Genomic DNA, 22,708 nt, shown 5'->3' with positions numbered 1-22,708 from the left:
TATGACCCCAGTTATTGCCCTTGTCGGACGCCCTAACGTCGGCAAATCGACATTGTTTAATCAGATGACCCGTTCCAGGGATGCCCTGGTTGCGGACTTTCCGGGGCTTACCCGTGACCGCAAATACGGTGAGGGCAGCTACGAGGGGCAGCGCTTCATCGTCATAGACACCGGTGGTCTTACCGGTGACGAGCAGGGCCTTGATCTTGAAATGGCCCGCCAGTCCATGCAGGCGGTGGAAGAGGCTGACATTGTATTGTTCCTGGTGGATGGTCGTGCTGGCCTGACTGCAGGCGATGAACTCATTGCAGACAGTCTTCGTCGGTCCGGCAAGCAGGCCCATCTGGTTGTGAACAAGACCGATGGCCAGGATCCGGATATCGCGGCATCGGATTTCTACAGCCTGGGCTTTGAATCCACCTTCCTGATTGCAGCCTCCCACAACCGGGGTATCCGCTCGATGCTCGAAATCCTGCTGCCCTCTGAGGAGGAGCGGGAGGAAGAGGATCGGGCTGATCGTTACCCCGGCATCCGCATCGGAGTGGTCGGCCGGCCGAACGTGGGCAAGTCCACCCTGGTCAACCGCATGCTCGGTGAAGAGCGCGTGGTGGTTTACGACATGCCGGGTACTACCCGGGATAGCGTTTATATCCCGTACGAGCGTCAGGGCAGTCAATACACGCTGATTGATACCGCCGGTGTCCGTCGCCGCAAGAATGTCAGTGAAGTGGTGGAGAAGTTCTCCATTATCAAGACGCTGCAGGCGATTGATGACGCTCATGTAGTTATTCTGGTTATTGATGCCCGGGAAGGCCTCGTGGATCAGGACCTTCACCTGATCGGGTTTGTCCTTGATGCCGGCCGCTCGCTGGTGATTGCCGTCAATAAGTGGGACGGCATGGATCCCGAAGACCGTGTTCGGGTGAAAGAGCAGGTGCAGCGTCGTCTCGACTTCCTGGATTACGCCGATAAGCACTACATTTCGGCACTTCATGGTTCTGGCGTGGGCGTGATGTATGAGTCGGTGCAAGCCTGTTACGAGTCTGCCATGGCGAAGTGGCCGACCAACCGCCTGACTGCCATCCTGCAGGATGCCATTGCCCAGCATCAGCCGCCCATGGTGCACGGGCGTCGAATCAAACTGCGTTACGCCCATCAGGGCGGATCCAATCCGCCGGTGCTTGTGGTTCACGGTAACCAGGTGGATTCATTGCCGGGCGCCTACAAGCGCTATTTGGAGAACACCTTCCGCAAGGTCCTCAAGGTAACCGGATCACCGATCCGTTTTGAGTTCAAATCGGGCGAAAATCCCTTCGCTGGCAAAGTGGATCGTCTGACGCCGCGTCAGAAGGTCAAGAAGGACAACGACGAGAAACAGGGTCGTCGTCCCAAGAAAAAACGCCAGAAGAGTCTCAAGCGCTGATTCCGTGGCCGGGTGAGGGCAGACTGCCTCAGCCCGGCCCGGCACTTTCTACCTGCTTTGCCTGAACGGCGGTCAAGGCAACGGTGAAGACGATATCCTCCACCAGTGCGCCCCGGGACAAATCGTTGACCGGCTTACGCAACCCCTGCAGCATCGGCCCGATACTGACCACATTGGCACTGCGCTGAACGGCCTTGTAGGTGGTGTTGCCGGTATTCAGGTCCGGGAACACGAATACCGTGGCCTTGCCCGCTACCCTGCTGTCCGGCGCCTTGCTCCTGGCCACGCTCTCGATGGCCGCAGCATCGTACTGAAGCGGCCCGTCTATCAGAAGATCCGGCCTGCGCTCACGAGCTATCCTCGTGGCTTCTCTGACCTTGTCCACGTCCTGGCCGCTGCCTGACTCACCAGTACTGTAGCTGATCATCGCAACCAGGGGTTCGATTCCGAAGGCTTCTGCCGATTCCGCGCTCTGGATAGCAATGTCTGCCAGTTCCTCGGCATTCGGATCCGGGTTAATGGCGCAGTCGCCGTAGACCACCACCTGTTGCGGAAGCAGCATGAAGAACACGGAAGAGACCACTTTCGCGTGGTCATGGGTCTTGATCAGCTGAAGGGCGGGTCGCACCGTATTGGCCGTTGTGTGGATGGCCCCCGACACCAGGCCGTCGGCTTCATCCAGAGCTACCATCATGGTACCGAGAACGACGTTGTCTTCGAGCATGGCCTCTGCCATGTCTGATGTCAGCCCCTTATGCTTGCGCAATTCGACCATTGGAGCAACGTAGCGCTGGCGCACCTCTGTGGGATCAATAATCTCGATATCCTTGGGCAGTTCCAGATCCTGGGAGTCCGCTACTCGCTTGATCTCCAGGGCATTCCCGATCAGAGCACACCGTGCCAGTTTGCGTTGATGACAGATGATAGCCGCCTGCACGGTTCTTGGCTCGCTGCCCTCGGGCAGTACGATGCGTTTGTCGGCAGCCCGGGCCCGTTCAGACAGCTGATACCGGAAAGCCGGAGGAGACAGTCTGTTTTGTCGCGCAACCTTGAGGTGCTGCTGCAACCAGTCGGTGTCTATGCGGGTGGCAACCGCCTCCATCGCTTTTTCAATACGGTTGGGGTCATCAATGGGAATGGCGGACGACAGATTCGCCAGCATATGGGCCGTCTCATAGGTATTGGCATCCGATCCCAGTACCGGCAAACCGGTTTCCAGCGCCCGATGACAGAGCTCGATCACACGCTGGTCTGGCATCAGGCCACCGGTGAGCATCAGGCCGGCGAGTGGGACCCCGTTCAGAGCAGCAACCGCTGTGGTCACCACAATGTCTTCCCGGTCGCCCGGTGTTACCAGCAAGGTGCCAGGTTTCAGAGTCTCGGTCATATTGCGGATGCTTCGGGCACACACCGACACCTTCTGGACCCGCCTGGCGTGCATCTGTCCCTCATTGAGAACCGGTAATCCGAGTTCTCTGGCTATGTCGGAGACCCTTGGTGCAAGCAGCTCCGGTTGCCAGGGAATTTCCGCAATCAACCGAAAACGGCCCTCGCTGAATACTTTGCACTGGCTCTGGTAATCAATGGTGGTTGGGGCGGGGTGGTTGCTGTTGGATCGGGGCTCTAGCCCCGCCTGCTCGGGCTCGCCCACCTTGTTCAGGATGACGCCAATAACATCCGGATCGCTCGGGTTGGCAAACAGGCGTGATGAAAAGTCCAGTTCTTCATCCATTTGCCGGGCGTCCAGGTTTTTGGGCGTGCTCACCAGGATGACCTCGGAACCGAGATTGCGGGCTACCTCTACGTTCAACCGGGCAATATAGGCTTCGCTTCGGTCTGGAACCAGGCCTTCGATGATGACCACGTCCACGTTCCGGGCAACTTTCTGGTATTCGCCAACCACGGTCTCCAGCAGGTAATCCGATTTGCCTCTGTTGAGCAGTTGCTGGGCTTCCTTGAGGGCAATCGGATCCGGCGGGTTCAGATGGCTGCTTGCCCGCACGAAAGCGACGGAGGAGTCCTGACCTGCGTTATGCATGGATTCGGCGCGGTGAACGGTCTGACAGAACGGTTTGTAAAAGCCGACGCTCACGCCCACCCGTTCCAGGGCGCGCAGCAGACCGAGACAGACGGAAGTGAGGCCTGAATCCATGGATGTCGGTGCAAAAAAGAGACTCTTTGCCATGATGGTCGTCCTGATGATGCGTGTGGGTCAGCCCGGAGCAGCAGAGCCGGCGATCCGGGATGCTTCCCGTGCAATAACCAGTTCCTCGTTGGTGGGGATCACCAACACGGGAAATCTGGAGTCGGGACTCTCGATCCGGCCATCGCTGAACTCGCCATGATGATTGTTGAGGTCCGGGCTGAGTTCAAATCCCATGAGCTTGAGATGGTTAATGGTTTCGGCTCTGATCCGGGCACTGTTTTCCCCGATGCCGCCAGTTAAAACCAGCGCGTCCAGGTTGCTCAGGGATGCCATCATGGCCCCAACGTAACGGGCCAGGCGGAAGCAGAAGACATCAATGGCGGTTTGAGATGGCTCATGACCATGGTCCGCCAGTTCACAGAGCGAGCGCATGTCGTTGGTCTGGCCGGAAAGGCCGAGGAGGCCACTTTCGTGGTTCAGGACCCGGTGCACCTCGTCGGCGGCTACGCCTTTGCTGCGGAGAAAGTCGAACAGGCCAGGGTCGACATCCCCGCTTCGGGTTCCCATCACCAGGCCTTCCAGGGGCGTAAGGCCCATGCTGGTATCCACACTGATCCCGTCCCGGATGGCCGTAATGCTGCATCCGTTTCCCAGGTGGGCTGATATGACGGAGGTGGTGGCCGGTGTTTTCCCCAGCAGACGGGCAGCTTCGGCCGCCATGAAGGCATGACTGGTGCCGTGGAATCCGTAACGGCGAATTCCCCACTCTCGATACCAGGCTTCCGGAAGCGCATACAGGAAGGCCTTTTTGGGCAGAGTCTGATGGAAGGCGGTGTCGAAAACGGCTGTCTGGGGCACCTCGGGAAACTGAGCCAGGGTTGCCCGAATACCGGACAGATTGACCGGGTTGTGCAAGGGGGCAAGCCCCGCGCAGTCCTCAATGGCATCCATGACATCGTCATCAAGAAGTACGGCTTCACGGAAGGTTTCACCGCCATGAACCACGCGGTGGCCAATGGCAGTCGGAGTCGATGCCATCAATCCCTGATCCCGGAATACTTTGACCAGTGTGTTCAGCGCCTGATCGTGGCTGGCACCGGGATCCAGCGGAATGATCTCTTCCTGGCCTTCAACGCGGGCAAATGCATCGTTTTGACCGAGGCGCTCAGCGAGCGCGGATGCCTGCTTTCTGTGTTGGCCATCGAATAATGCAAGTTTCAGGGATGAGCTGCCGCAGTTTACGACAAGTACGGTGTCTTCCATGGGAGTGAGGTTCCAACGGTTTTGAATCTATACCCGATGATTGCTGGCCAGCCAGGCATCAAAATCCGAAGCCGGCAGAGGGCGACTGTAGAAATAGCCCTGGGAGAAGTCGCAACCTTCCTTTTTCAGGAAGTGGGTCTGAGCTTCTTCTTCCACCCCTTCTGCGATCACTCGCAGGCCAAGGCTGTGGGCCATGTTGATGATAGCCCTTACCAGTGAGGCATCCTCGGGCTCCTTCATGACATCCTGGACAAAGGACTTGTCAATTTTAAGCGTATCGAACGGGTAGCTCTTCAGGTAACTGAGGGCAGAGTAGCCTGTACCAAAATCGTCCACTGACAATCGGATCCCGGCCTTGTCCAGCTGGCGCAGGATTTCGGCGGTTTCGATTGAGTTGTCCAGAATCAGTCGTTCGGTAATTTCAAGTTCCAGCTGCTCCGGTGCCAGACCGCTGGTAGAGAGGGCGTGCATCACGGCCTCGGTAAAGCCCGGATCCCGGAATTGGCGTGGCGAAACGTTCACGGATATACCAATGTCTTTTCCGCTGGCCTGCCTCCATCCCACGGCCGCTCGACAAGCCTCTTCAAGAACCCACTCGCCGATGGGTGTTATCAGACCGGTTTCCTCGGCCAGGGGAATGAACCGGTCGGGCATCACCATGCCCATGGCCGGGTTGTTCCAGCGCAGCAGAGCCTCAACCGAGCAAAGCGTGCCAGAATCGGTATTCACGATCGGCTGGAAATACAGTTCGAATTCCTTCAGCTCCAGAGCCCTGCGCATGCTGGACTCCATCTTCAGGCGCTCGTGGGAGACCTCTGTCATCTCCGGGGCGAAATGGGCAAAGGAGCTCTTGCCCTTGTGCTTTGCCTGGTACATGGCGGCATCGGCGTGCTGCAGCAGCGTGCCGCTGTTGTCAGAGTCCGTTGGGAAAATAGCGATGCCGATGCTCGTGGTTACGAAAACCTCCTGGCCATTGAGTATGTAGGGTGGCGAGAAGGTTTTCAGGATACGCTCTGCAACCTGCGACGAGGCCTCCGGGCCGGTCAGGCCCGGCAGGATGACCAGGAACTCATCGCCCCCCAGCCGTGCAACGGTACTGGTGCCACGGAGGCAGCTGGAAATCCGACGGGCTGCCTCAATCAGCAGGTTGTCGCCGGCATCGTGGCCGAGGGTATCGTTGATGTGCTTGAAGTTGTCCAGATCCAGGAACATTACGCCCACGAGGGTGCTTTCCCGACGTGCCTGTGCCAGTGCCAGTTTCAGACGGTCCAGGGCCAACATCCGGTTGGGCAGTCCGGTCAGGATGTCGTAGTTGGCCTGGCGCAAGAGCTGCTGTTCATAACGTTTGCGGATGCTGATGTCTTCACCCAGGATGAGGTAACCGGTGGTGCCGCCGGATTCGTCCTTGATTGGGGTGACAATCAGTTGCTCCCAGAAGCGTTCACCATTACGGCGCACGCTGTTCACTTCACCCTGCCAGACCCCGACGCGCTGCACCTGCAAGCGAATGGACTGCCAGAGGTGTCGGCTTTCGCGGTTTTCGATGTCGTTGTCCCCGAGTGCGCCGGGGTGTTTGCCAATAATCGACGCGGCCTCGTAGCCAGTTAACTGGGTGAATTTCTGGTTGGCAAACTCGATACGCCACTGGCGGTCGCAGATCAGGACGGAGGAGGGGCTTTGCTCAATGGCTTTGGAAAACTTCCGGATCTCCGCCGCGTCTTTTTGCTGGCGTTCCATATCCGCATTCAGCCGCTCGCGCATCTGGTTGAAGGCGTCTGTAACCCTGCCAAGCTCGTCGTTGCGGTTCGATGGTGTGTTGGGCCGGTCCAGCGTCAGAGGCTTCGAGGTGGTTTTCAGAGAAAAGTCCCGGGCGTAATTTGCCATGGTAGTCAGATGGCGTGCCACGAAATGCTGGAAAATCCAGATAATCAGGATCGAAACAAAGAAGGTCTTCAGGAACTGGGTCAGCAGTATGACCCCCACCTTCCGCTTCAGTTCATCGTAAACCCTGTCCAGATCTGCGGTCACCGTTAGCTCGCCCAATTTGAACATTTCATCGCCCTGATGAACGAGATTGAAACTGTGGGAGGTGGTTTTAGCGTCCCGCGGGATTTCTCCCATAACCAGCTCGGAATCGGGTTCGATCCTCAGCCGCAGATGAACCACATCGGGCAAACTGAGTATGCCTTCCATCTGGGTTTGAAGGAGCTTCTGGTCCAGGGCCCACAGACTGCGGGCCAGACTGGATGCATAGCCGGCTTCAACTACCTGCATGCGGTTGTCGATTTGCGAGAGGTCTTTTCGATAATCGGAGTAGATCTGGAGTGCGGAGGCCACCAGTGTAAAGGCGGAGCTGAACAGAAGAATCCAGGCCAGCAGCCTGAAAGACAGGGGCGAGCCTGTGCGAAAACGTTGAAGACGCGTCGACAGTTTTGGCATGTATTGAACTTCAGCCACCCAGACCGGTTAGGAGATCGGACACTTCCTTTAGCTTTCGACTATAGCAGCAGTTTCTTTCAAATGCCTTGCAAATGCAGGAAAAATCGAAGGAAATGTGTTGTGGTTCAGTATTTATGCGTACACAGGGCGAAACGGATACGTTGACCTGGATCAATACCTTGCGGGCATGGCGGGCGTAACCTGAGTTTAATCAAGTTCTTTGCCGGAAGGAGAAACAACATGTATATGGACGCCGTTGTGATCGCGGGTATCGCCACAGTACTGCTGATGATTGGCTTTTTCGTTGGTGTGGGCATCTTCGTGATGAAAGATCAGAAGGAGCACGGGCACCAGAACAGAAAAGAAGGGAAGCACGGCCAGAAGCCGGTCTGAAGACGTTTCTGGAAAACTCCGGTTTTCCAGAACGTCAAGGTAGAAAAATTGGCGTCCCCTAGGGGGTTCGAACCCCTGTTGCCGCCGTGAAAGGGCGGAGTCCTAGGCCACTAGACGAAGGGGACGCAACGTTTTCAACACCTTGCCTCGTCGATGTGGCGCGTATATTAAGAAAGCTTCGGAATACTGTCAACGCCTTTTTAAAAAAAGTCACCGGGATGATCCGGGCGCAATGCATTGAACCAGTGCCGGCTCCAGATCGGGATGCCGGAATTCAAACTTTCCCGTAGTAAGTTTTTCTGGGATAGCTTTCTGACCGGTAAGCAGAAGGCGGGCCATTTCTCCCAGGGCAACCTTCAGCACCGGCGCTGGCGCCGGAAAAAGCGTGGGGCGGTGCAAAACCTTACCCAGGCTTCGGGTGAACTCTGCGTTGGTTGCCGGGTTCGGGCTCACCACATTGAACGGGCCCGAGGCGCTCGGGTTTTCCACCATCCAGATAAGCGCACCAACGACGTCGTCGCGGTGTACCCAGGGCATGTACTGCGTACCGCTGCCCAGACGCCCGCCAAGCCCGAGCTTGAAGGGTAGAATCATCCGTTCAAGGAAGCCTCCGCCAGGGCCTGCCACCACACCTGTTCGCGAGTAGCACACCCTTACGCCATCGTCGGCGAGGGGTTTGGCGGCGTTTTCCCAGTCGCGGCAAAGGCGATGGGTAAATTCATCGTTGGGGGTGGTATCTTCGGTTACGGTTGCAGCCCCCTGATCCCCATAGAAGCCAACGGCCGAACCTGATACCAGCACCTCCGGAGCCCGCTCCCAACTTCGGATGATCTCCACCAGCGTTTCGGTTACGCCTATCCGGCTGTCCCGCAATTCCTGCTTGCGGGCTTCAGACCACCGTTTGTCGGCGATGCCTTCACCGGCAAGATTGATTACGGCATCGTACCCGGGGTGGGCGCGAAGCTGCTGCAGGTCGCGGATTGCTTCGACCCGACCGCAACTGGACTTGACCGTTTCTGCCGATTGCCGGCTGAAAACCGTGAGCTCGTATTCCCGTGCCAGCAATTCACGGCACAAAACATGGCCGATAAAGCCGGTACCACCGGTAATCAGAATCCTTTTCGACATAATGGTTGCTCCTGTCACGCACTGCCGGTCGAATCGATTTTCAAAACGCCCGGCTCAGGCTGGCGTCTGTTCCAGTTGAAGCATAACAACATCCCGGATCGCCTGTCCCAGTAGCGGGTTTTCTCCAATCGGTGGCGCAAGTTGAATGGTTGCACCATGTGCCTTTTCGAGCTCTTCAATCATTGCTGGAACGTCTTTGCGCAGGTGACGTCCGGCTGCAAGGAACAGGGGGATGATCGTAAACTCGGTAGTGCCTTCCGCAACACCTTCCTTGATGACGGTGTCCATGGATGGTTCTGCAAGTTCCATGTAGGCAACCCGAGCGTTATCGACAGACGCGAGAGTCGGGGCAGCAAGCTGTTCGAAGGTTTCACACCAGCGCTTGTCACTGCTTCCATGTGCCAACAAAATAATGCGGGGGCTGTTCATTGCCGCTCCTGGGGTAGTCAAATTGATAGGGCCTGTCGTAAGTCCGGAGTGCCGGCCGCGATATGAGGTCCGGCAACTACTGTCCGGAAACTACTAAAGTAACAGGGTGACGGTGAATGTTCGATTGGAAAGAGATTCTGGATTTCTGGTTTGGCGAATTGGACGAACATGGGCTGCCAGACAGTGATCATCGGAACAAGTGGTTCCGGTCAGATCGCAGGTTCGACCAGGAAATTCGTCGGCGTTTTCTGTCGATGGTTCTGTTTGCATCCGAGCAGGGGCTCGACCACTGGCGCCGTGAGGCCGGCGGGATACTCGCCGAGATCATCCTGCTTGACCAGTTTTCCCGGAATATATTCCGCGGCGCTGCCATGGCATTTGACCAGGATCGTCAGGCCAGAAAGCTCTGCCGGCAAGCGATGCAGAAAGGCCAGGATATGATGCTTGTTCCGGTCCACAGGGCATTCCTGTACATGCCCCTGCAGCATTCCGAGCTCAAGGAGGACCAGGACACGTCCGTGGAATGTTATGAACAGCTTGCGCGGTCTACTCAGGGAATTCTGGCCGATTTTATGGGCAGTTTTCTGCAATCTGCCCGGGATCACCGGGCCATCATCCAGCAGTATGGCCGTTTCCCCCACCGGAACAAGGCCCTGGGCAGAACGTCAACACCGGACGAGCAGGATTACCTGGAAGGTGGGCGCCGGTTCGGGCAGTAGGGTAATCGCTGTTTTCTTAAAGTTTTGTATGAAAAACGTACATTCTGACGGGGTTGGCAACTTTACCTGATAAAATGCACAACACTGACTTATGACTGGCTCGGGATACGACTCTCGGCCTTCAATTATTTTATCGGGGACATGAAATGCAAAAAACGCGGCGTTTTTCGCCCGCCGGCCTGATTTTGGCTGTGTGTGCTGCGCTACCTCTTTCATCGTTTGGCGCCTCTCTGGATGACCAGCTTCTTGATCGCCTCAGTGCAGCCGCGCCTAAAATTGACACGACGGTCCTCAAGACAGCGATCAACGCCTCCCGTTGTGCTGTCTCCAACGGTGTTCAGATGCCCGAGCGGCTTGCGGTTATCGATTTCTCGTTGCCGTCCAACCAGGAAAGACTGTGGATCTTTGATCTCGAAAGGGGTGAGCTGTTGCTGCGGGATCTGGTCGCTCACGGCAAGAATTCAGGGAATTTCGAATCGACCGCCTTCTCCAATGTCGAGGGCAGTTACCAGTCCAGTATCGGACTTTTTCAGGCCCGGGAGTCCTATTACGGTAAGCACGGCTACTCGCTCAGGCTGGATGGTCTTGAGCCGGGCATCAATGATCTTGCCAGGCAGCGGGCCATCGTGATTCACGGCGCCGATTATGTGAATGAAGATTGGGTCAGCAAATACGGCCGCATAGGTCGGAGCCACGGGTGCCCGGCCGTGGATAACCAGATCATCAAGCGTGTGGTGGACAACCTCAAGGGCGGGCAACTGGTGTTCAAGTACTACCCCAACCAGGAGTGGCTGCACAGTTCCGGTTTCCTGAAATGCGACAACAAGACACTGGCTGGAAAAAACCTGAAAAAAAGTGGTTGACGGCTTCGTCGGGATCCGTAGAATACGCCTCCGTTGTCGGTAACAGCCGATCAGCATTGCGGGAATAGCTCAGTTGGTAGAGCACAACCTTGCCAAGGTTGGGGTCGCGAGTTCGAATCTCGTTTCCCGCTCCAGATCCAGAAAACCCGGTCCTGAAAAGGTCCGGGTTTTTTCGTATTCGGGCACCTGCGAACTCGGCGCCAGGGCGTGTGGTCAGGTATACTCAGCAGCCTGTTGCGTATCCTGATTCTTTGGGGAGGCTGCCCGCCATGAAGGTCCATTCGCTGTTCGTGTACCCCGTCAAATCCTTGTCTGGCATTGAAGTGACCTGTTTCAGTACCGATGACTTCGGGCCGGATGGGGATCGTCGATGGATGATCGTGGATGACGACCGCCGGTTTGTTACCCAGAGGGAGCACCCGGAACTTGCCCGTGTCGGAACCCGTCTGGAAGGTGACCGGGTCGTGATCAGCATTCCCGATGAGGGCGAGTTTGTCCTGGGTGCCGTAGAAGAAGAGGTTCGGGTTCTGGTCTGGAGAGACTGGGTCAAGGCCCGGACGGGGTTGCCCGAGGCTAACGCTGCCTTGAGCCGTTTCTGCGGTAAGCCTGTTCGCCTGGTCTTTATGCCGGACGACTCCTTTCGCCGCGTTGATGCGGGCCGGGTCAACGACTACCGCCGGGTGGGTTTCGCCGACGGCTTCCCCTTTCTGGTGACCAATACTGCCTCCCTGGCAGAGCTGAATACCCGGCTCGAAGTGCCTGTGGAGATGCGCAGATTCCGCCCCAATATCGTGCTTGAGGGGGCAGGGGCCTGGGATGAAGATTATTGGCAAAGCCTGGGCATTGGCGACAACCATCTGAGCATCGTAAAGCCCTGTTCGCGCTGTGTAATGACCACCGTGGATCCTTCCACCGGGCAAAAGGATGCTGCCCTGCAGCCCCTGAGGACGCTCTCCGGCTATCGGAGAACCCAGGAGGGCGTCATCTTCGGCCAGAACGCCATTCATGAATCACCGGGCATTATTCGGGTGGGTGATCCCGTTACTGTCAACAAATCGGAGTAAAACCAAACGTGCCACTGTTAACGCTGGACTCAGTTTCCCTGGCTTATGGAATGCACCCGCTGCTGGATCAGGCTTCGCTGGTTATCGATGCCGGAGAGCGCGTGTGTTTGCTGGGAAGAAACGGTGAGGGAAAATCGACTCTGCTCAAGATTGTCAGTGGGGAAGTGATACCCGATGGTGGCGTGGTGCGTCTGGACGACGGGGCTGTTCTGGCGGTGCTTCCTCAGAACCTTCCATCAGAAGATACCCGCACTGCCTATGAAGTTGTCGCCGGAGCCTTTCCGGAAACCGGCAAGCTTCTGGCCGAATTCCATAAGTTGTCCCAGCAGGCCGATGAGGCAAGTCTTGATCGGTTGATGAAAGTTCAGGAGCGCCTGGAGGCGCTGGATGGATGGCGCCTCGACCAGAAAGTCAGCACCATTCTCGGGCAGTACGGTGTTGACCCGGATCAGACGCTGGATACTTTGTCTGGCGGTTGGCAGCGCCGGGTTTTGCTGGCCAAGGCACTGGTTGCCGACCCGGACATACTGTTGCTGGACGAGCCCACAAACCACCTTGATGTACCGGCAATTGCCTGGCTGGAGGAAGCCCTTGGCCAATTCCGCGGCGCCATGTTGTTCGTCAGCCACGATCGTGCGTTTATCCGGCGCATGGCGACCCGAATTGTGGAGCTGGACCGGGGTAAGCTGGTGAGTTTTGCCGCCACCTATGATCGCTACCTTGATCTGAAAGAGAAAGCGCTTGAGGAGGAAGAGCGGCAGAATGCGTTGTTCGATAAGCGACTGAAGCAGGAAGAAGCCTGGATTCGTCAGGGCATCAAGGCTCGCAGGACTCGTAATATGGGGCGTGTTCGGGCCCTGAAAGCCATGCGTGAGGAACACCGGCAGCGCAGAGTGCGGGGTGGAACCGCCAGCTTTGCGGTGGAAGACGCGGCGCGGTCTGGCAAGCTGGTGGTTGAAACCAGGAACGCGGGCTTTGCCTATCCGGATGGCACCCCGGTAATAAGAGATATGAATCTTACCATCCTTCGCGGGGATAAGATTGGACTCGTTGGCGAGAACGGCACGGGCAAGACCACCCTTGTTCGGCTTTTATTGGGAGATCTGGAACCAACCGAGGGTTCTATTCGTCTTGGAACCAATCTGCAGGTCGCTTACTTCGATCAGTTGCGGGGTGAGCTGGATCTGACCCGGAACGCACTGGATAACCTGTCCGAGGGTCGGGAGTTCATCGACATTAATGGCCAGAGCAAACATGTGCTTGGCTATCTGCAGGAGTTCCTGTTTACCCCGGAGCGCGCCAGGTCACCGGTAAGCGTCTTCTCCGGTGGTGAGCGTGCCCGGCTGCTGCTGGCGAAGCTGTTCAGCAAGCCCGCCAATATCCTGGTGCTCGATGAGCCAACCAACGATCTGGATGTGGAAACGCTGGAACTGCTGGAAGAACAATTGGCGGAATTTGCTGGCACCGTGATAGTGATCAGTCACGACCGTGAGTTTCTTGATAATGTGATCACCGAAACGGTTTTCCTGGATGGATCGGGCAAAGTGCGTGAGTTCGTCGGTGGATACACCGATTGGCGTCGACAGGGGGGCTGTTTCCCGTCAGAAGCCACCGGCAATCGACCGGACAAGCAGGATAAATCCATTAAAACGTCTGGTGATACGGGCAAGGCCGGATCACAGAAAGCTGCGGATGGCATAAAAACGGGAGCGCTATCTGAGAAAGGAAAGCCCGCCAAGCTGAGCTACAAGCTCAAGCTCGAGCTGGAGCAGTTGCCAGGACAGATAGAGGTGCTCGAGCAGGAAGTCGCCGGCCTGCAGGAAAGAATTTCCCAGGCTGATTTTTATTCAGGCCCACCGGATGAAGTCTCGGCCACTCTGGAAGCATTGACGGATAAGGAAAACCGTCTGGAGCAGGTCATCGAGCGGTGGATGGAGCTGGAAGAACAGGCAAACCAATGAATGTACACTACGATTTCAGATTTCAGGACGGTCGTACCGTTGAATTCCAGGTCACGGACAAGCCGTCCCGGCCGTCGGGCTCGCTCCCGTCATGGACAAAGCTGGAGCATTGCCAGTGCAGCAACTGCCCGCTAAAAGCGGCGGAATCTCCCCACTGCCCGGCGGCAACGGAAATATTGCCGGTGGTGGAGGCCTTCCGGGATGAGGATGCCTATCAGAAGGTTGAAGTAAAAGTGACCGATGACCGCCGCAGCTATATGAAACAGACGGCCCTTGAAGAGGCGCTCCGGTCGCTGCTTGGGCTGAAAATGGCAACCAGCGGTTGCCCGGTGCTTTCGGAGCTCAAGCCGATGGCGGTCCACCATCTTCCGTTCGCAAATACCGATGAATTTATTATGCGCAGTGTTTCCCACTATCTGTTGCAGCAATACTTTGCGAAACGGAATCACCAGACTCCGGACTGGGAGCTGAAGGGGCTGGTGGAGAGGAATCAGAGGCTGCAGTTGGTCAACCAGGCCCTTTGGCAGCGTATTCACTCGGTCTGCAAGGGTGACAGTAACCTGAAGGCGCTGCTGAATTTCTTCTCAATGGCCTCAAGCGTCAGCTTCTCACTGGAAAGTCAGCTGCGCAAACTGGAGGCGAAAATGGGCGGGGAGGGTGCCTGATAGCCACTTCCCCTCAGCGCATGCCCGGGTCCATGCCCGGGCCTTGTGTTCAGCAACCGTTAATGAATACGAACGGCCAGAACATCGCATTCGGTTCCATGCAGGACCCCGTTAGCGGTTGAGCCCAGCAATAGCTGGAAACCCTTTCGCCCGTGACTACCGACGATCACCAGATCCACCTCCTGCTCCTTGGCGAGCCTGTGAATTTCCGACTCCGGACGCCCGACTGTCACCACCTGATTGTTCTTTGCCACACCGTACTGATCGCCGTAAGTTCCCAACTGTTCGCGGGCCGCTTTATCGAGCTGGTCCTGCAGTTCCGTCAGGTCCATCGGGATATCGCCACCATAGGCGTACCCAACAGGCTCAACCACGTGGACCAGCATCAGCTCGGCACCGTGGGCCTCGCTCAGGACTTTTGCCTTATTCAGCACCTGCGGGGCCTCTTCGGTGAGATCAATGGCAACAAGCATCTTTTTATAGGCAGACATCGTATCGCTCCTTCGCACACGGGGTATTGTTCTGAGAATAGTACCTTAAAACCGGTCGGGAAAGTGTAGCGGGAAACTGACAGGTATCAAAAACGGGGACGGAAAACTGCTTTTCCGGCAGGCAATTACGCCTGCCAGAAGAGGAGGGCAGGTGTTCAGGCGTTACCCTGAAGAAGTTCAATCGTTGTGGCCAGGCCTTTGAGGATGCCCTTGGAGTACCGGTCGATCACAAAGCCTACGTTGTTTTCGTTGTAGTTGATGTACGATCCGCGAATGAACTGCCACTTGGATGAGATATCGTTAAGTGCTGCTTTAAGCTCCGGTGTTCCCTGGCCCTGTATAACGGACGCCAGCAATTGATCCAGCTCCCGGGCCTGCTCGTCGAGCGGTGTTTCGGTAGAAGAGCCCTGGAAGGTCTGGGCAACTGAGGAGTTGGTCCTGACCGAGTACTTGGCCATCATCTGGGCCATCTTTACAGCAGCCAAACGGGCGGCTTCAACCCTCGGATTGGTATCGGTCTGGGAGCTTTCCTGGGCCACCCGGTACAGTTCGGTGGCTTTCTCGTTCATGGTCAGCGCCTGGTTGGCCATATCAGAGACCAGGCGCAGGTCTGGATAACCCTGATTGCGCACATCGTTGATGTTGTCGCGCATCAGGTTCTTGAATTTATCAAACTCCTGGTTGAGCCCTTCTACTTCCTCGGCAGACAGTACGCCGGAATCGCTGCCAGCAATGGAATTCATGGAGTCATTGGCCGAGTTGATGCCCTGTACAATCTCGTTCAGGGTATCGGTATCCCCGGTTCCGCTGAAACGGTAGTAGGCATCCAGAGCCATGTAGTTGCTGACCCGGAAACTATGAAGGTCGGAGAGAAATCCGTCGGCGCTGTCCTGGGCGCGGGCACCCATGGACGTTAGTGCAAGAAGAATAAGCGCGGCTACAAGGGAACGTATCCGCAGGTTAGCGTCTTTCATCGGATGGGTCTCCGTAATGCGGTTTTATTATTGTGGACCAAAGTCGTAGATCGAAGGTAAAGTAACTGCGTCAGCCAATCAAGCAGTTTTGGCGGCGTTGTCGCCCGTAAATGTAAATAACTTTGAAATTTGCGTGACGAAGTTCCGGTTTTCCCTGAGCAGTGGCTTCCAGTTCACTGAAACATAACAATTCCGCTCGAATTTTTTCGGTTGCCCCCGGCAATTTGGGGACTTTTGCAGCCCTCCTGAAAGAAACAAATTGACAAATGCGCCGTTTTTTTTCATCGTGTGCCCTCACGATTCAAACGACTGTATGAATTTTTGGATCGGATGATCGGGCAGTGACCGAAATCTCGCTGCACAAACAGCCGCGCCGGTGAATCAAAAAGTACCGCTCGGCTGGAAGCAGTTCCAAACACAGACTGGAGATCAGTTGATGATTTACGAAGGTAAAGCCATCACGGTTAAAGAGATCGAAGGCGGGATCGCTCAGTTGAACTTCGACTTGCAGGGCGAGTCAGTAAACAAGTTCAACCGTCTTACTATCGAAGAGCTCCGCGCCGCGACTGACGCACTTAAAGCGCAGAAGAACCTGAAGGGTCTGGTAGTGACCAGCTCCAAGGACAGCTTCATTGTTGGTGCCGATATTACCGAATTCACCGAGCTGTTTGCGGGCTCGGAAGAGGATCTGGTAGCCAACAACCTCAAGGCCAACGAAGTCTTTAACGCCGTTGAAGATCTGCCGTTCCCCACAGTTACCGCGATCAACGGTATGGCGCTGGGTGGCGGTTTCGAAATGTGCCTGGCAACCGACTACCGGGTGATGGACAAGAAGGCCAAAGTCGGTCTTCCGGAAGTGAAGCTGGGCATCTTCCCTGGCTTCGGCGGTACCGTGCGTCTGTCCCGTCTGGTGGGTGTCGACAATGCGGTTGAGTGGATCAGTGGTGGCACTGAGAACCGTGCAGATGTTGCGCTGAAAGTCGGTGCTGTGGATGCCGTGCTCGAGTCAGACAAACTGGTTGACGCTGCTGTTGGCATTATCAACCAGTGCAACGAAGGCAAGCTGGATTACGAAGCTCGTCGCGAAGAGAAGAAGGGTAAGATCAAGCTCAATGCCATGGAAAGCATGATGGCATTCGAGATCTCCAAGGCATTTGTTGCCGGCAAGGCTGGCAAGAACTACCCGGCTCCTGTTGAGGCCATCAAGGTCATGCAGAAGCATGCCGGTATGACCCGCGACAAGGCAATCGAAGTGGAAGCCAAAGGCTTCGCCAAGATGGCCAAGACCAACGTTGCGGCTTGCCTGGTTGGCCTGTTCCTGAATGATCAGGAGCTCAAGAAGAAGGCCAAGGCCTGGGAGAAAGAAGCCAATGATGTGAACCTGGCCGCAGTACTCGGCGCAGGTATCATGGGTGGCGGTGTTGCCTTCCAGTCTGCCCTGAAAGGCACGCCGATCATCATGAAGGACATCAACCAGGACGGTATCGCCCTGGGTCTGAAGGAAGCCAAGAAGCTTCTGGCCAAGCGCGTTGAAAAGGGCAAGATGAAGCCGGATCAGATGGCCGACGTGCTCAATAGCATCACGCCGACCCTGAACTATGGCGACTTCAAGAACGTCGATCTGGTAGTCGAAGCCGTTGTTGAGAACCCGAAGGTAAAAGACGCAGTTCTTCGTGAAACCGAAGACGCGGTTCGCGAGGACACCATCCTGACCTCCAACACGTCTACTATCTCCATCGATCTGCTGGCGAAGAACCTGAAGCGTCCGGAAAATTTCTGCGGCATGCACTTCTTCAACCCGGTACACATGATGCCGCTGGTTGAGGTGATTCGTGGCGAAAAGACCAGTGATCGTGCGATCGCGACCACCGTGGCTTACGCCAAGGCCATGGGCAAGACCCCGATCGTTGTCAACGATTGCCCGGGCTTCCTGGTAAACCGCGTTCTGTTCCCGTACTTCGGCGGATTTATCGGTCTGGTGCGTGACGGTGCTGACTTCCAGCACGTTGACAAGGTCATGGAGAAGTTCGGCTGGCCGATGGGCCCTGCCTACCTGCTTGACGTTGTCGGCATGGATACCGGCAAGCACGCCGGTGAAGTGATGGCAGACGGCTTCCCGGATCGCATGAAGCACGAAGGCACAACCGCCATTGACGTGATGTTCGATAACAACCGTTACGGACAGAAGAACGAAAAGGGCTTCTACAAGTATGAACTGGACCGCAAGGGCAAGCAGAAGAAGGTTGTCGATGAAGAGACCTACAAGCTGCTCGAGCCGGTTGTTCAGGGTAAGAACGAATTCAGCGAAGAAGACATCATCGCCCGCATGATGATTCCTCTGTGTCTGGAAACCGTTCGCTGCCTGGAAGACGGCATTGTCGAAGATCCGGCAGATGCTGATATGGGCCTGATTTTCGGTATCGGCTTCCCGCCGTTCCGGGGTGGTGCCCTGCGCTATATCGACGACATGGGTGTGGACAAGTTCGTCGAACTGGCAGACAAGTTTGCAGACCTTGGTGCTCTTTATCACCCGACCGAGAAGCTGCGTGAAATGGCCAAGACTGGCAAAAAGTTCTTTGGCTAACCCTGAAAGAGATTTCCGAACGGAGAAAGATCTATGAGCCTTAATCCGAGAGACGTTGTCGTCGTCGATTGCGTGCGGACTCCGATGGGTCGTGCCAAAAACGGTTGTTTCCGGAACGTGCGTGCAGAGACCCTGTCCGCCAATCTGATCGAAGCACTGTTTGAGCGCAACCCGAAGCTCGACCCGAAAGAAGTTGAAGATGTTATCTGGGGCTGTGTAAACCAGACCAAGGAGCAGGGCTTCAACGTGGCGCGTCAGATTTCCCTGCTGACCCGCATTCCCCACGAGTCTGCAGCGCAGACCGTGAACCGTCTGTGTGGTTCGGCCATGAGTGCGATTCACACTGCAGCGCAGGCCATCATGACCGGTAACGGTGATGTGTTCTTCGTAGGTGGTGTCGAGCATATGGGGCACGTACCCATGACCGAAGGCTTCGACCATAACCCGGCTGCTTCCAAGTACTCCGCAAAAGCGTCCAACATGATGGGCCTGACCGCGGAAATGCTGGCCAAGATGCACGGGATTACCCGTGAGCAGCAGGACGAATTCGGTGCTCGTTCCCACCGCCTGGCCCATGAAGCGACCGTAGAAGGCCGTTTCAAGAACGAAATCGTGCCGATTGAAGGTCACGACGAGAATGGCTTCAAGGTGCTGATCGAGGAAGACGAGACCATTCGTCCCGAGACCACTGCCGAGTCGCTGAGTCAGCTGAAGCCAGCGTTCGATCCGAAGAACGGTACCGTGACTGCTGGTACTTCCTCCCAGCTGACCGACGGTGCGGCTGCAATGGTGCTGATGTCCGCAGAGCGTGCTGAAGCCCTGGGGCTTAAGCCGATTGCCAAGATCCGCAGCATGGCCGTTGCCGGTTGCGATCCCGCGATCATGGGCTATGGCCCGGTGCCTGCCACCAAGAAAGCCCTGAAGCGTGCAGGCCTTAAAGTCGAAGACATCGACTTCTGGGAACTGAACGAGGCTTTTGCCGGCCAGTCCCTGCCTGTCCTCAAGGACCTGAAGCTGCTGGGCGTTATGGAAGAGAAAGTGAACCTGAACGGCGGCGCGATTGCCCTTGGCCATCCGCTGGGTTGCTCCGGTGCACGTATCTCCACAACCCTGCTGAATGTAATGCAGGCCAAAGGCGGTAAGCTTGGTGTTTCCACCATGTGTATCGGTCTGGGCCAGGGCATTGCGACGGTCTGGGAGCGTCTGTAATCCGTTAAGCGGTTTTCAGTACGCGGTTTCAGAAGGCCCGGCAAATGCCGGGCCTTTCTGTTTCAATCGGCGGCCTGGACAGGCTTCCAGAATGTGAAAAAAAGCAGGATTGAAACCAAAGAATGGGTTGTCTTGCTATTCTTGACCCTGTAAAACAGTGAGCCTATACAGATTGGCGGCGTATGTGTGTTTTCTAGCCGACTGATTTTACAGCGAGTTTACGGTTTGCTGATTAATTGACCGATTTATCGCCAAGGATACAGAACTCCGATATGGGTAAAAGTCTCGTAATTGTCGAGTCACCAGCGAAAGCGAAGACCATCAACAAGTACCTGGGCTCTGACTTCATCGTCAAATCGAGCGTCGGGCATATTCGTGATCTTCCCGTCAGTGGCAGTGGATCCCAGTCCGATCCCAAAGAGCGTGCCAAGCAGGCCGCGCTCACCCGGAAGATGAGCCCCGAAGAAAAGGCGGTGCACAAAAAGCGCAAGGCCCGCGAACAGCTGGTCGCCCGGATGGGTGTCGACCCTGATCAGGACTGGAGTGCACGTTACGAGATCCTTCCCGGCAAGGAGAAGGTGGTCAGCGAACTCAAACGGCTGGCCAAATCAGCAGACCATATCTATCTGGCAACGGATTTGGACCGTGAAGGGGAGGCTATCGCCTGGCACCTTCAGCAAACCATTGGAGGCGAGCCAGAGAAATACCGGCGCGTGGTGTTCAACGAAATCACCAAGCGCGCCATTCAGGAAGCCTTCAAGGATCCCGGCAATCTTGACAACAACCGGGTGAATGCACAGCAGGCTCGTCGCTTCCTCGATCGGGTTGTCGGCTATATGGTATCGCCACTGCTTTGGGCCAAGATTGCCCGAGGCCTGTCAGCCGGCCGTGTGCAATCAGTTGCCGTGCGGTTGATCGTGGAGCGGGAGCGGGAGATCCGGAAGTTTATTCCGGAAGAGTTCTGGCAGTTGCACGCTGATCTCGCGTCTGCGAAGGCGGATCAGCCGGTTCGCTTTGAGGTGACCCGGCATGATGACAAGCCTTACCGACCGGTCAATGAGCAGCAGAGCACCGAGCACGTCAACCGCCTCAAAGCGGGCACTTTCAAGGTTGCCAAGCGGGAAGACAAGCCCACGCGTTCACGCCCTTCAGCGCCTTTTATTACGTCCACGTTGCAACAGGCGGCAAGTAACCGGATGGGGTTCAGCGTCAAGAAGACCATGATGCTCGCCCAGCGTCTTTATGAGGCCGGTTTCATTACCTACATGCGTACCGACTCCACTAACCTGAGTCAGGATGCGGTTAGCAGCTGCCGAACCTACATCGAGAAGCAGTTTGGCGACAAATACCTGCCGGAGAAGCCACGTGTTTACGGAAGTAAAGAGGGCGCCCAGGAGGCCCACGAGGCTATTCGTCCGACCGAAGTCAGCCGTCGCCCGGCGGATATCAGCGGTCTTGAGAAGGATGCCGAAAAGCTCTACGACCTGATCTGGCGCCAGTTTATTGCCTGCCAGATGTCCGATGCCGAATTCCTGAGCACGTCCATTGTGGTGGCCAACGGCGATTACGAGCTCCGTACCCGGGGCCGGATCATCAAGTTCGACGGTTTCCTTAAAGCGGCTCCCCAGGCCGCCAAGAAAGATGAAGACATCGCTCTGCCCGATATCAAGGTGGATGAAGTACTGGATCTCAAGAAGCTGGATCCCAGTCAGCACTTTACCAAACCGTCACCCAGGTATACTGAGGCAAGTCTGGTAAAAGAACTTGAAAAACAGGGCATTGGTCGGCCGTCTACCTATGCCTCGATCATTTCCACGATTCAGGATCGCGGGTACGTAAGGCTGCAGAACCGCCGGTTCTATGCCGAGAAGATGGGCGAGATTGTTACCGAGCGCCTGTCAGAATCTTTCCCGAACCTGATGGACTTCGACTTCACCGCGAGGATGGAAGACGAGCTTGATGAGATTGCCGAAGGCGATGTCGAGTGGAAGAAAGTCCTGAACGATTTTTACGGCCGTTTCCGGCAACAACTGGAAAAAGCCGAGAGTGGTGAAGACGGCAGCATGCGTGCCAATACGCCCACCGAAACCGATATCCCATGCCCGAGCTGCGGCCGGAATATGCAGATTCGCGTGGCCAGCACCGGTGTCTTCCTGGGTTGTTCCGGCTATTCACTGCCACCGAAGGAGCGTTGCAAGACTACCATTAACCTGGTTTCCGGCGACGAAGTGGTCAGCGCTGACGATGATGTGGAAGGTGAGGGTGAAACCCGTCTGCTGCGCAAGAAACGGCGTTGTCCCAAGTGTGGCACTGCCATGGACAGTTACCTGGTTGACGAGACCCGCAAGCTGCGTGTCTGTGGTAACAATCCTGATTGCTCGGGTTACGAGGTTGAAAAGGGCACGTTCCGCATCAAGGGCTACGATGGCCCGACCCTGGAGTGCGATAAGTGCGGCTCCGAGATGCAACTGAAAACGGGGCGCTTCGGAAAGTATTTCGGTTGCACCAATGCCGAGTGCAAGAATACTCGTAAGCTCCTGAAAAATGGCGAGCCAGCCCCGCCCAAGATGGACCCGGTGCCTATGCCGGAGCTTCAATGCCAGAAGGTTGATGACACTTACGTTCTTCGGGATGGTGCGTCCGGCTTGTTCCTGGCTGCCAGCAAGTTCCCGAAAAACCGGGAAACGCGGCCGCCCCTGGTGATGGAGATCAAACCCCACCGGAAGGAGATCGATCCAAAATACGATTACCTGATGGACGCACCCGAGCGGGACCCAGAAGGCAATCCGACGGTTATCCGTTACAGCCGCAAGAGTAAGGAGCAGTACGTCATGTCCGAAAAAGAGGGCAAGGCGACTGGCTGGTCAGCGTGGTATGTGAACGGCAAGTGGCAGCCGCAGGACAAGAAAAAGTAATTGTCATGAAGTAGAGGCCAGATGAAAGCTTTCATCTGGCCT

Annotated in this window: 17 protein-coding genes and 2 tRNA genes; 11 read left to right on the top strand and 8 right to left on the bottom strand. The window is 56.3% G+C overall.

The genetic code is table 11. The features are described 5' to 3' along the window. Position 1 precedes the first annotated feature (1 nt). Positions 2–1,423: a ribosome biogenesis GTPase Der gene (gene der, locus KEHDKFFH_RS03390; protein ID WP_104320620.1), complete on the top strand. Its 1,422-nt coding sequence runs from the start codon at positions 2–4 to the stop codon at positions 1,421–1,423. A 28-nt stretch (positions 1,424–1,451) separates the two neighbouring features. Here der and pta read toward each other — a convergent pair whose 3' ends face one another. The 3 genes from pta to KEHDKFFH_RS03375 are packed head-to-tail and all read right to left on the bottom strand — an operon-like array spanning position 1,452 to position 7,271. Continuing rightward, on the bottom strand, positions 1,452–3,608 hold the full coding sequence (pta, locus tag KEHDKFFH_RS03385; RefSeq protein ID WP_104320619.1) for a phosphate acetyltransferase: 2,157 nt from the start codon (positions 3,606–3,608) through the stop codon (positions 1,452–1,454). A gap of 27 nt (positions 3,609–3,635) precedes the next feature. Continuing rightward, complete coding sequence (locus KEHDKFFH_RS03380) at positions 3,636–4,832, bottom strand: acetate/propionate family kinase (protein ID WP_104320618.1); 1,197 nt, start codon at positions 4,830–4,832, stop codon at positions 3,636–3,638. A 27-nt stretch (positions 4,833–4,859) separates the two neighbouring features. After that, positions 4,860–7,271 carry a bifunctional diguanylate cyclase/phosphodiesterase gene (locus tag KEHDKFFH_RS03375; RefSeq protein ID WP_104320824.1) on the bottom strand — a complete coding sequence of 804 codons (2,412 nt, stop codon included), beginning with the start codon at positions 7,269–7,271 and terminating at the stop codon, positions 4,860–4,862. 240 nt (positions 7,272–7,511) lie between these two features. On the opposite strand from KEHDKFFH_RS03375, the gene ccoM reads away from it, so the two are divergent. Further along, on the top strand, positions 7,512–7,664 hold the full coding sequence (gene ccoM / locus KEHDKFFH_RS20560) for a cytochrome c oxidase subunit CcoM (RefSeq protein WP_192875739.1): 153 nt from the start codon (positions 7,512–7,514) through the stop codon (positions 7,662–7,664). 49 nt (positions 7,665–7,713) lie between these two features. Here the strand turns inward: ccoM and KEHDKFFH_RS03370 are convergent. The 3 genes from KEHDKFFH_RS03370 to KEHDKFFH_RS03360 all read right to left on the bottom strand — a co-directional run bounded on the left by KEHDKFFH_RS03370 (position 7,714) and on the right by KEHDKFFH_RS03360 (position 9,221). Next, positions 7,714–7,789 (bottom strand) — tRNA-Glu (locus tag KEHDKFFH_RS03370). 85 nt (positions 7,790–7,874) lie between these two features. Continuing rightward, positions 7,875–8,792 carry a TIGR01777 family oxidoreductase gene (locus KEHDKFFH_RS03365; protein WP_104320617.1) on the bottom strand — a complete coding sequence of 306 codons (918 nt, stop codon included), beginning with the start codon at positions 8,790–8,792 and terminating at the stop codon, positions 7,875–7,877. Between the two features lie 54 nt (positions 8,793–8,846). Next, the gene (locus KEHDKFFH_RS03360; RefSeq protein WP_104320616.1) at positions 8,847–9,221 is read right to left on the bottom strand and encodes a sirohydrochlorin chelatase; all 375 of its coding nucleotides are present in this window, start codon (positions 9,219–9,221) and stop codon (positions 8,847–8,849) included. 116 nt (positions 9,222–9,337) lie between these two features. On the opposite strand from KEHDKFFH_RS03360, the gene KEHDKFFH_RS03355 reads away from it, so the two are divergent. From KEHDKFFH_RS03355 to KEHDKFFH_RS03330, 6 genes are all read left to right on the top strand, one after another. Beyond that, entirely contained in the window at positions 9,338–9,940 is a 603-nt protein-coding gene (locus tag KEHDKFFH_RS03355; protein WP_104320615.1) for a DUF924 family protein, read from the top strand. A gap of 146 nt (positions 9,941–10,086) precedes the next feature. Continuing rightward, complete coding sequence (locus KEHDKFFH_RS03350) at positions 10,087–10,803, top strand: murein L,D-transpeptidase catalytic domain family protein (RefSeq protein ID WP_104320614.1); 717 nt, start codon at positions 10,087–10,089, stop codon at positions 10,801–10,803. A gap of 58 nt (positions 10,804–10,861) precedes the next feature. Next, positions 10,862–10,937: transfer RNA gene (locus tag KEHDKFFH_RS03345), tRNA-Gly, on the top strand. Between the two features lie 135 nt (positions 10,938–11,072). Continuing rightward, positions 11,073–11,867 (top strand): MOSC domain-containing protein, encoded by a 795-nt coding sequence (locus tag KEHDKFFH_RS03340; RefSeq protein WP_104320613.1) that lies wholly within the window; start codon positions 11,073–11,075, stop codon positions 11,865–11,867. 8 nt (positions 11,868–11,875) lie between these two features. Next, complete coding sequence (locus tag KEHDKFFH_RS03335; protein ID WP_104320612.1) at positions 11,876–13,828, top strand: ATP-binding cassette domain-containing protein; 1,953 nt, start codon at positions 11,876–11,878, stop codon at positions 13,826–13,828. Next, positions 13,825–14,493: a DUF6901 family protein gene (locus KEHDKFFH_RS03330; protein WP_104320611.1), complete on the top strand. Its 669-nt coding sequence runs from the start codon at positions 13,825–13,827 to the stop codon at positions 14,491–14,493. Before KEHDKFFH_RS03335 ends, KEHDKFFH_RS03330 begins: the two co-directional genes overlap by 4 nt. Before the next feature lie 59 nt (positions 14,494–14,552). Here the strand turns inward: KEHDKFFH_RS03330 and KEHDKFFH_RS03325 are convergent, their stop codons facing one another. Together KEHDKFFH_RS03325 and KEHDKFFH_RS03320 are read right to left on the bottom strand one after the other, a co-directional pair. Further along, on the bottom strand, positions 14,553–14,984 hold the full coding sequence (locus KEHDKFFH_RS03325) for a universal stress protein (RefSeq protein WP_104320610.1): 432 nt from the start codon (positions 14,982–14,984) through the stop codon (positions 14,553–14,555). 155 nt (positions 14,985–15,139) lie between these two features. After that, a complete protein-coding gene (locus KEHDKFFH_RS03320; RefSeq protein ID WP_104320609.1) occupies positions 15,140–15,958 on the bottom strand; it encodes a hypothetical protein in 819 nt (272 codons plus the stop codon). Between the two features lie 436 nt (positions 15,959–16,394). Between KEHDKFFH_RS03320 and fadB the strand changes: the two genes are divergently transcribed. The 3 genes from fadB (at position 16,395) to topA (ending at position 22,666) form a co-directional block, all read left to right on the top strand. Next, the gene (gene fadB, locus KEHDKFFH_RS03315; RefSeq protein ID WP_104320608.1) at positions 16,395–18,542 is read left to right on the top strand and encodes a fatty acid oxidation complex subunit alpha FadB; all 2,148 of its coding nucleotides are present in this window, start codon (positions 16,395–16,397) and stop codon (positions 18,540–18,542) included. Positions 18,543–18,575: 33 nt separating this feature from the next. After that, the gene (fadA, locus tag KEHDKFFH_RS03310; protein ID WP_062784509.1) at positions 18,576–19,751 is read left to right on the top strand and encodes an acetyl-CoA C-acyltransferase FadA; all 1,176 of its coding nucleotides are present in this window, start codon (positions 18,576–18,578) and stop codon (positions 19,749–19,751) included. A gap of 272 nt (positions 19,752–20,023) precedes the next feature. Continuing rightward, positions 20,024–22,666 carry a type I DNA topoisomerase gene (topA, locus tag KEHDKFFH_RS03305; protein ID WP_104320607.1) on the top strand — a complete coding sequence of 881 codons (2,643 nt, stop codon included), beginning with the start codon at positions 20,024–20,026 and terminating at the stop codon, positions 22,664–22,666. Positions 22,667–22,708: the final 42 nt, after the last annotated feature.

Source organism: Marinobacter maroccanus, from assembly GCF_002933275.1.
Classification (GTDB): Bacteria; Pseudomonadota; Gammaproteobacteria; order Pseudomonadales; family Oleiphilaceae; genus Marinobacter; species Marinobacter maroccanus.
Note: the sequence above shows the minus strand (reverse complement) of the source record. Positions and strands in the feature narration are given on the sequence as shown.

Excerpts from the sequence above, each read along its gene's own strand:
- KEHDKFFH_RS03355 (WP_104320615.1), top strand. The coding sequence starts at position 9,338 with ATGTTCGATTGGAAAGAGATTCTGGATTTCTGGTTTGGCGAATTGGAC.
- KEHDKFFH_RS03375 (WP_104320824.1), bottom strand. The coding sequence starts at position 7,271 with ATGCCAAAACTGTCGACGCGTCTTCAACGTTTTCGCACAGGCTCGCCC.
- topA (WP_104320607.1), top strand. The coding sequence starts at position 20,024 with ATGGGTAAAAGTCTCGTAATTGTCGAGTCACCAGCGAAAGCGAAGACC.
- KEHDKFFH_RS03365 (WP_104320617.1), bottom strand. The coding sequence starts at position 8,792 with ATGTCGAAAAGGATTCTGATTACCGGTGGTACCGGCTTTATCGGCCAT.
- pta (WP_104320619.1), bottom strand. The coding sequence starts at position 3,608 with ATGGCAAAGAGTCTCTTTTTTGCACCGACATCCATGGATTCAGGCCTC.
- KEHDKFFH_RS03350 (WP_104320614.1), top strand. The coding sequence starts at position 10,087 with ATGCAAAAAACGCGGCGTTTTTCGCCCGCCGGCCTGATTTTGGCTGTG.
- KEHDKFFH_RS03320 (WP_104320609.1), bottom strand. The coding sequence starts at position 15,958 with ATGAAAGACGCTAACCTGCGGATACGTTCCCTTGTAGCCGCGCTTATT.
- fadA (WP_062784509.1), top strand. The coding sequence starts at position 18,576 with ATGAGCCTTAATCCGAGAGACGTTGTCGTCGTCGATTGCGTGCGGACT.
- KEHDKFFH_RS03325 (WP_104320610.1), bottom strand. The coding sequence starts at position 14,984 with ATGTCTGCCTATAAAAAGATGCTTGTTGCCATTGATCTCACCGAAGAG.
- fadB (WP_104320608.1), top strand. The coding sequence starts at position 16,395 with ATGATTTACGAAGGTAAAGCCATCACGGTTAAAGAGATCGAAGGCGGG.
- ccoM (WP_192875739.1), top strand. The coding sequence starts at position 7,512 with ATGTATATGGACGCCGTTGTGATCGCGGGTATCGCCACAGTACTGCTG.
- KEHDKFFH_RS03380 (WP_104320618.1), bottom strand. The coding sequence starts at position 4,832 with ATGGAAGACACCGTACTTGTCGTAAACTGCGGCAGCTCATCCCTGAAA.
- KEHDKFFH_RS03360 (WP_104320616.1), bottom strand. The coding sequence starts at position 9,221 with ATGAACAGCCCCCGCATTATTTTGTTGGCACATGGAAGCAGTGACAAG.
- KEHDKFFH_RS03340 (WP_104320613.1), top strand. The coding sequence starts at position 11,073 with ATGAAGGTCCATTCGCTGTTCGTGTACCCCGTCAAATCCTTGTCTGGC.
- KEHDKFFH_RS03330 (WP_104320611.1), top strand. The coding sequence starts at position 13,825 with ATGAATGTACACTACGATTTCAGATTTCAGGACGGTCGTACCGTTGAA.
- der (WP_104320620.1), top strand. The coding sequence starts at position 2 with ATGACCCCAGTTATTGCCCTTGTCGGACGCCCTAACGTCGGCAAATCG.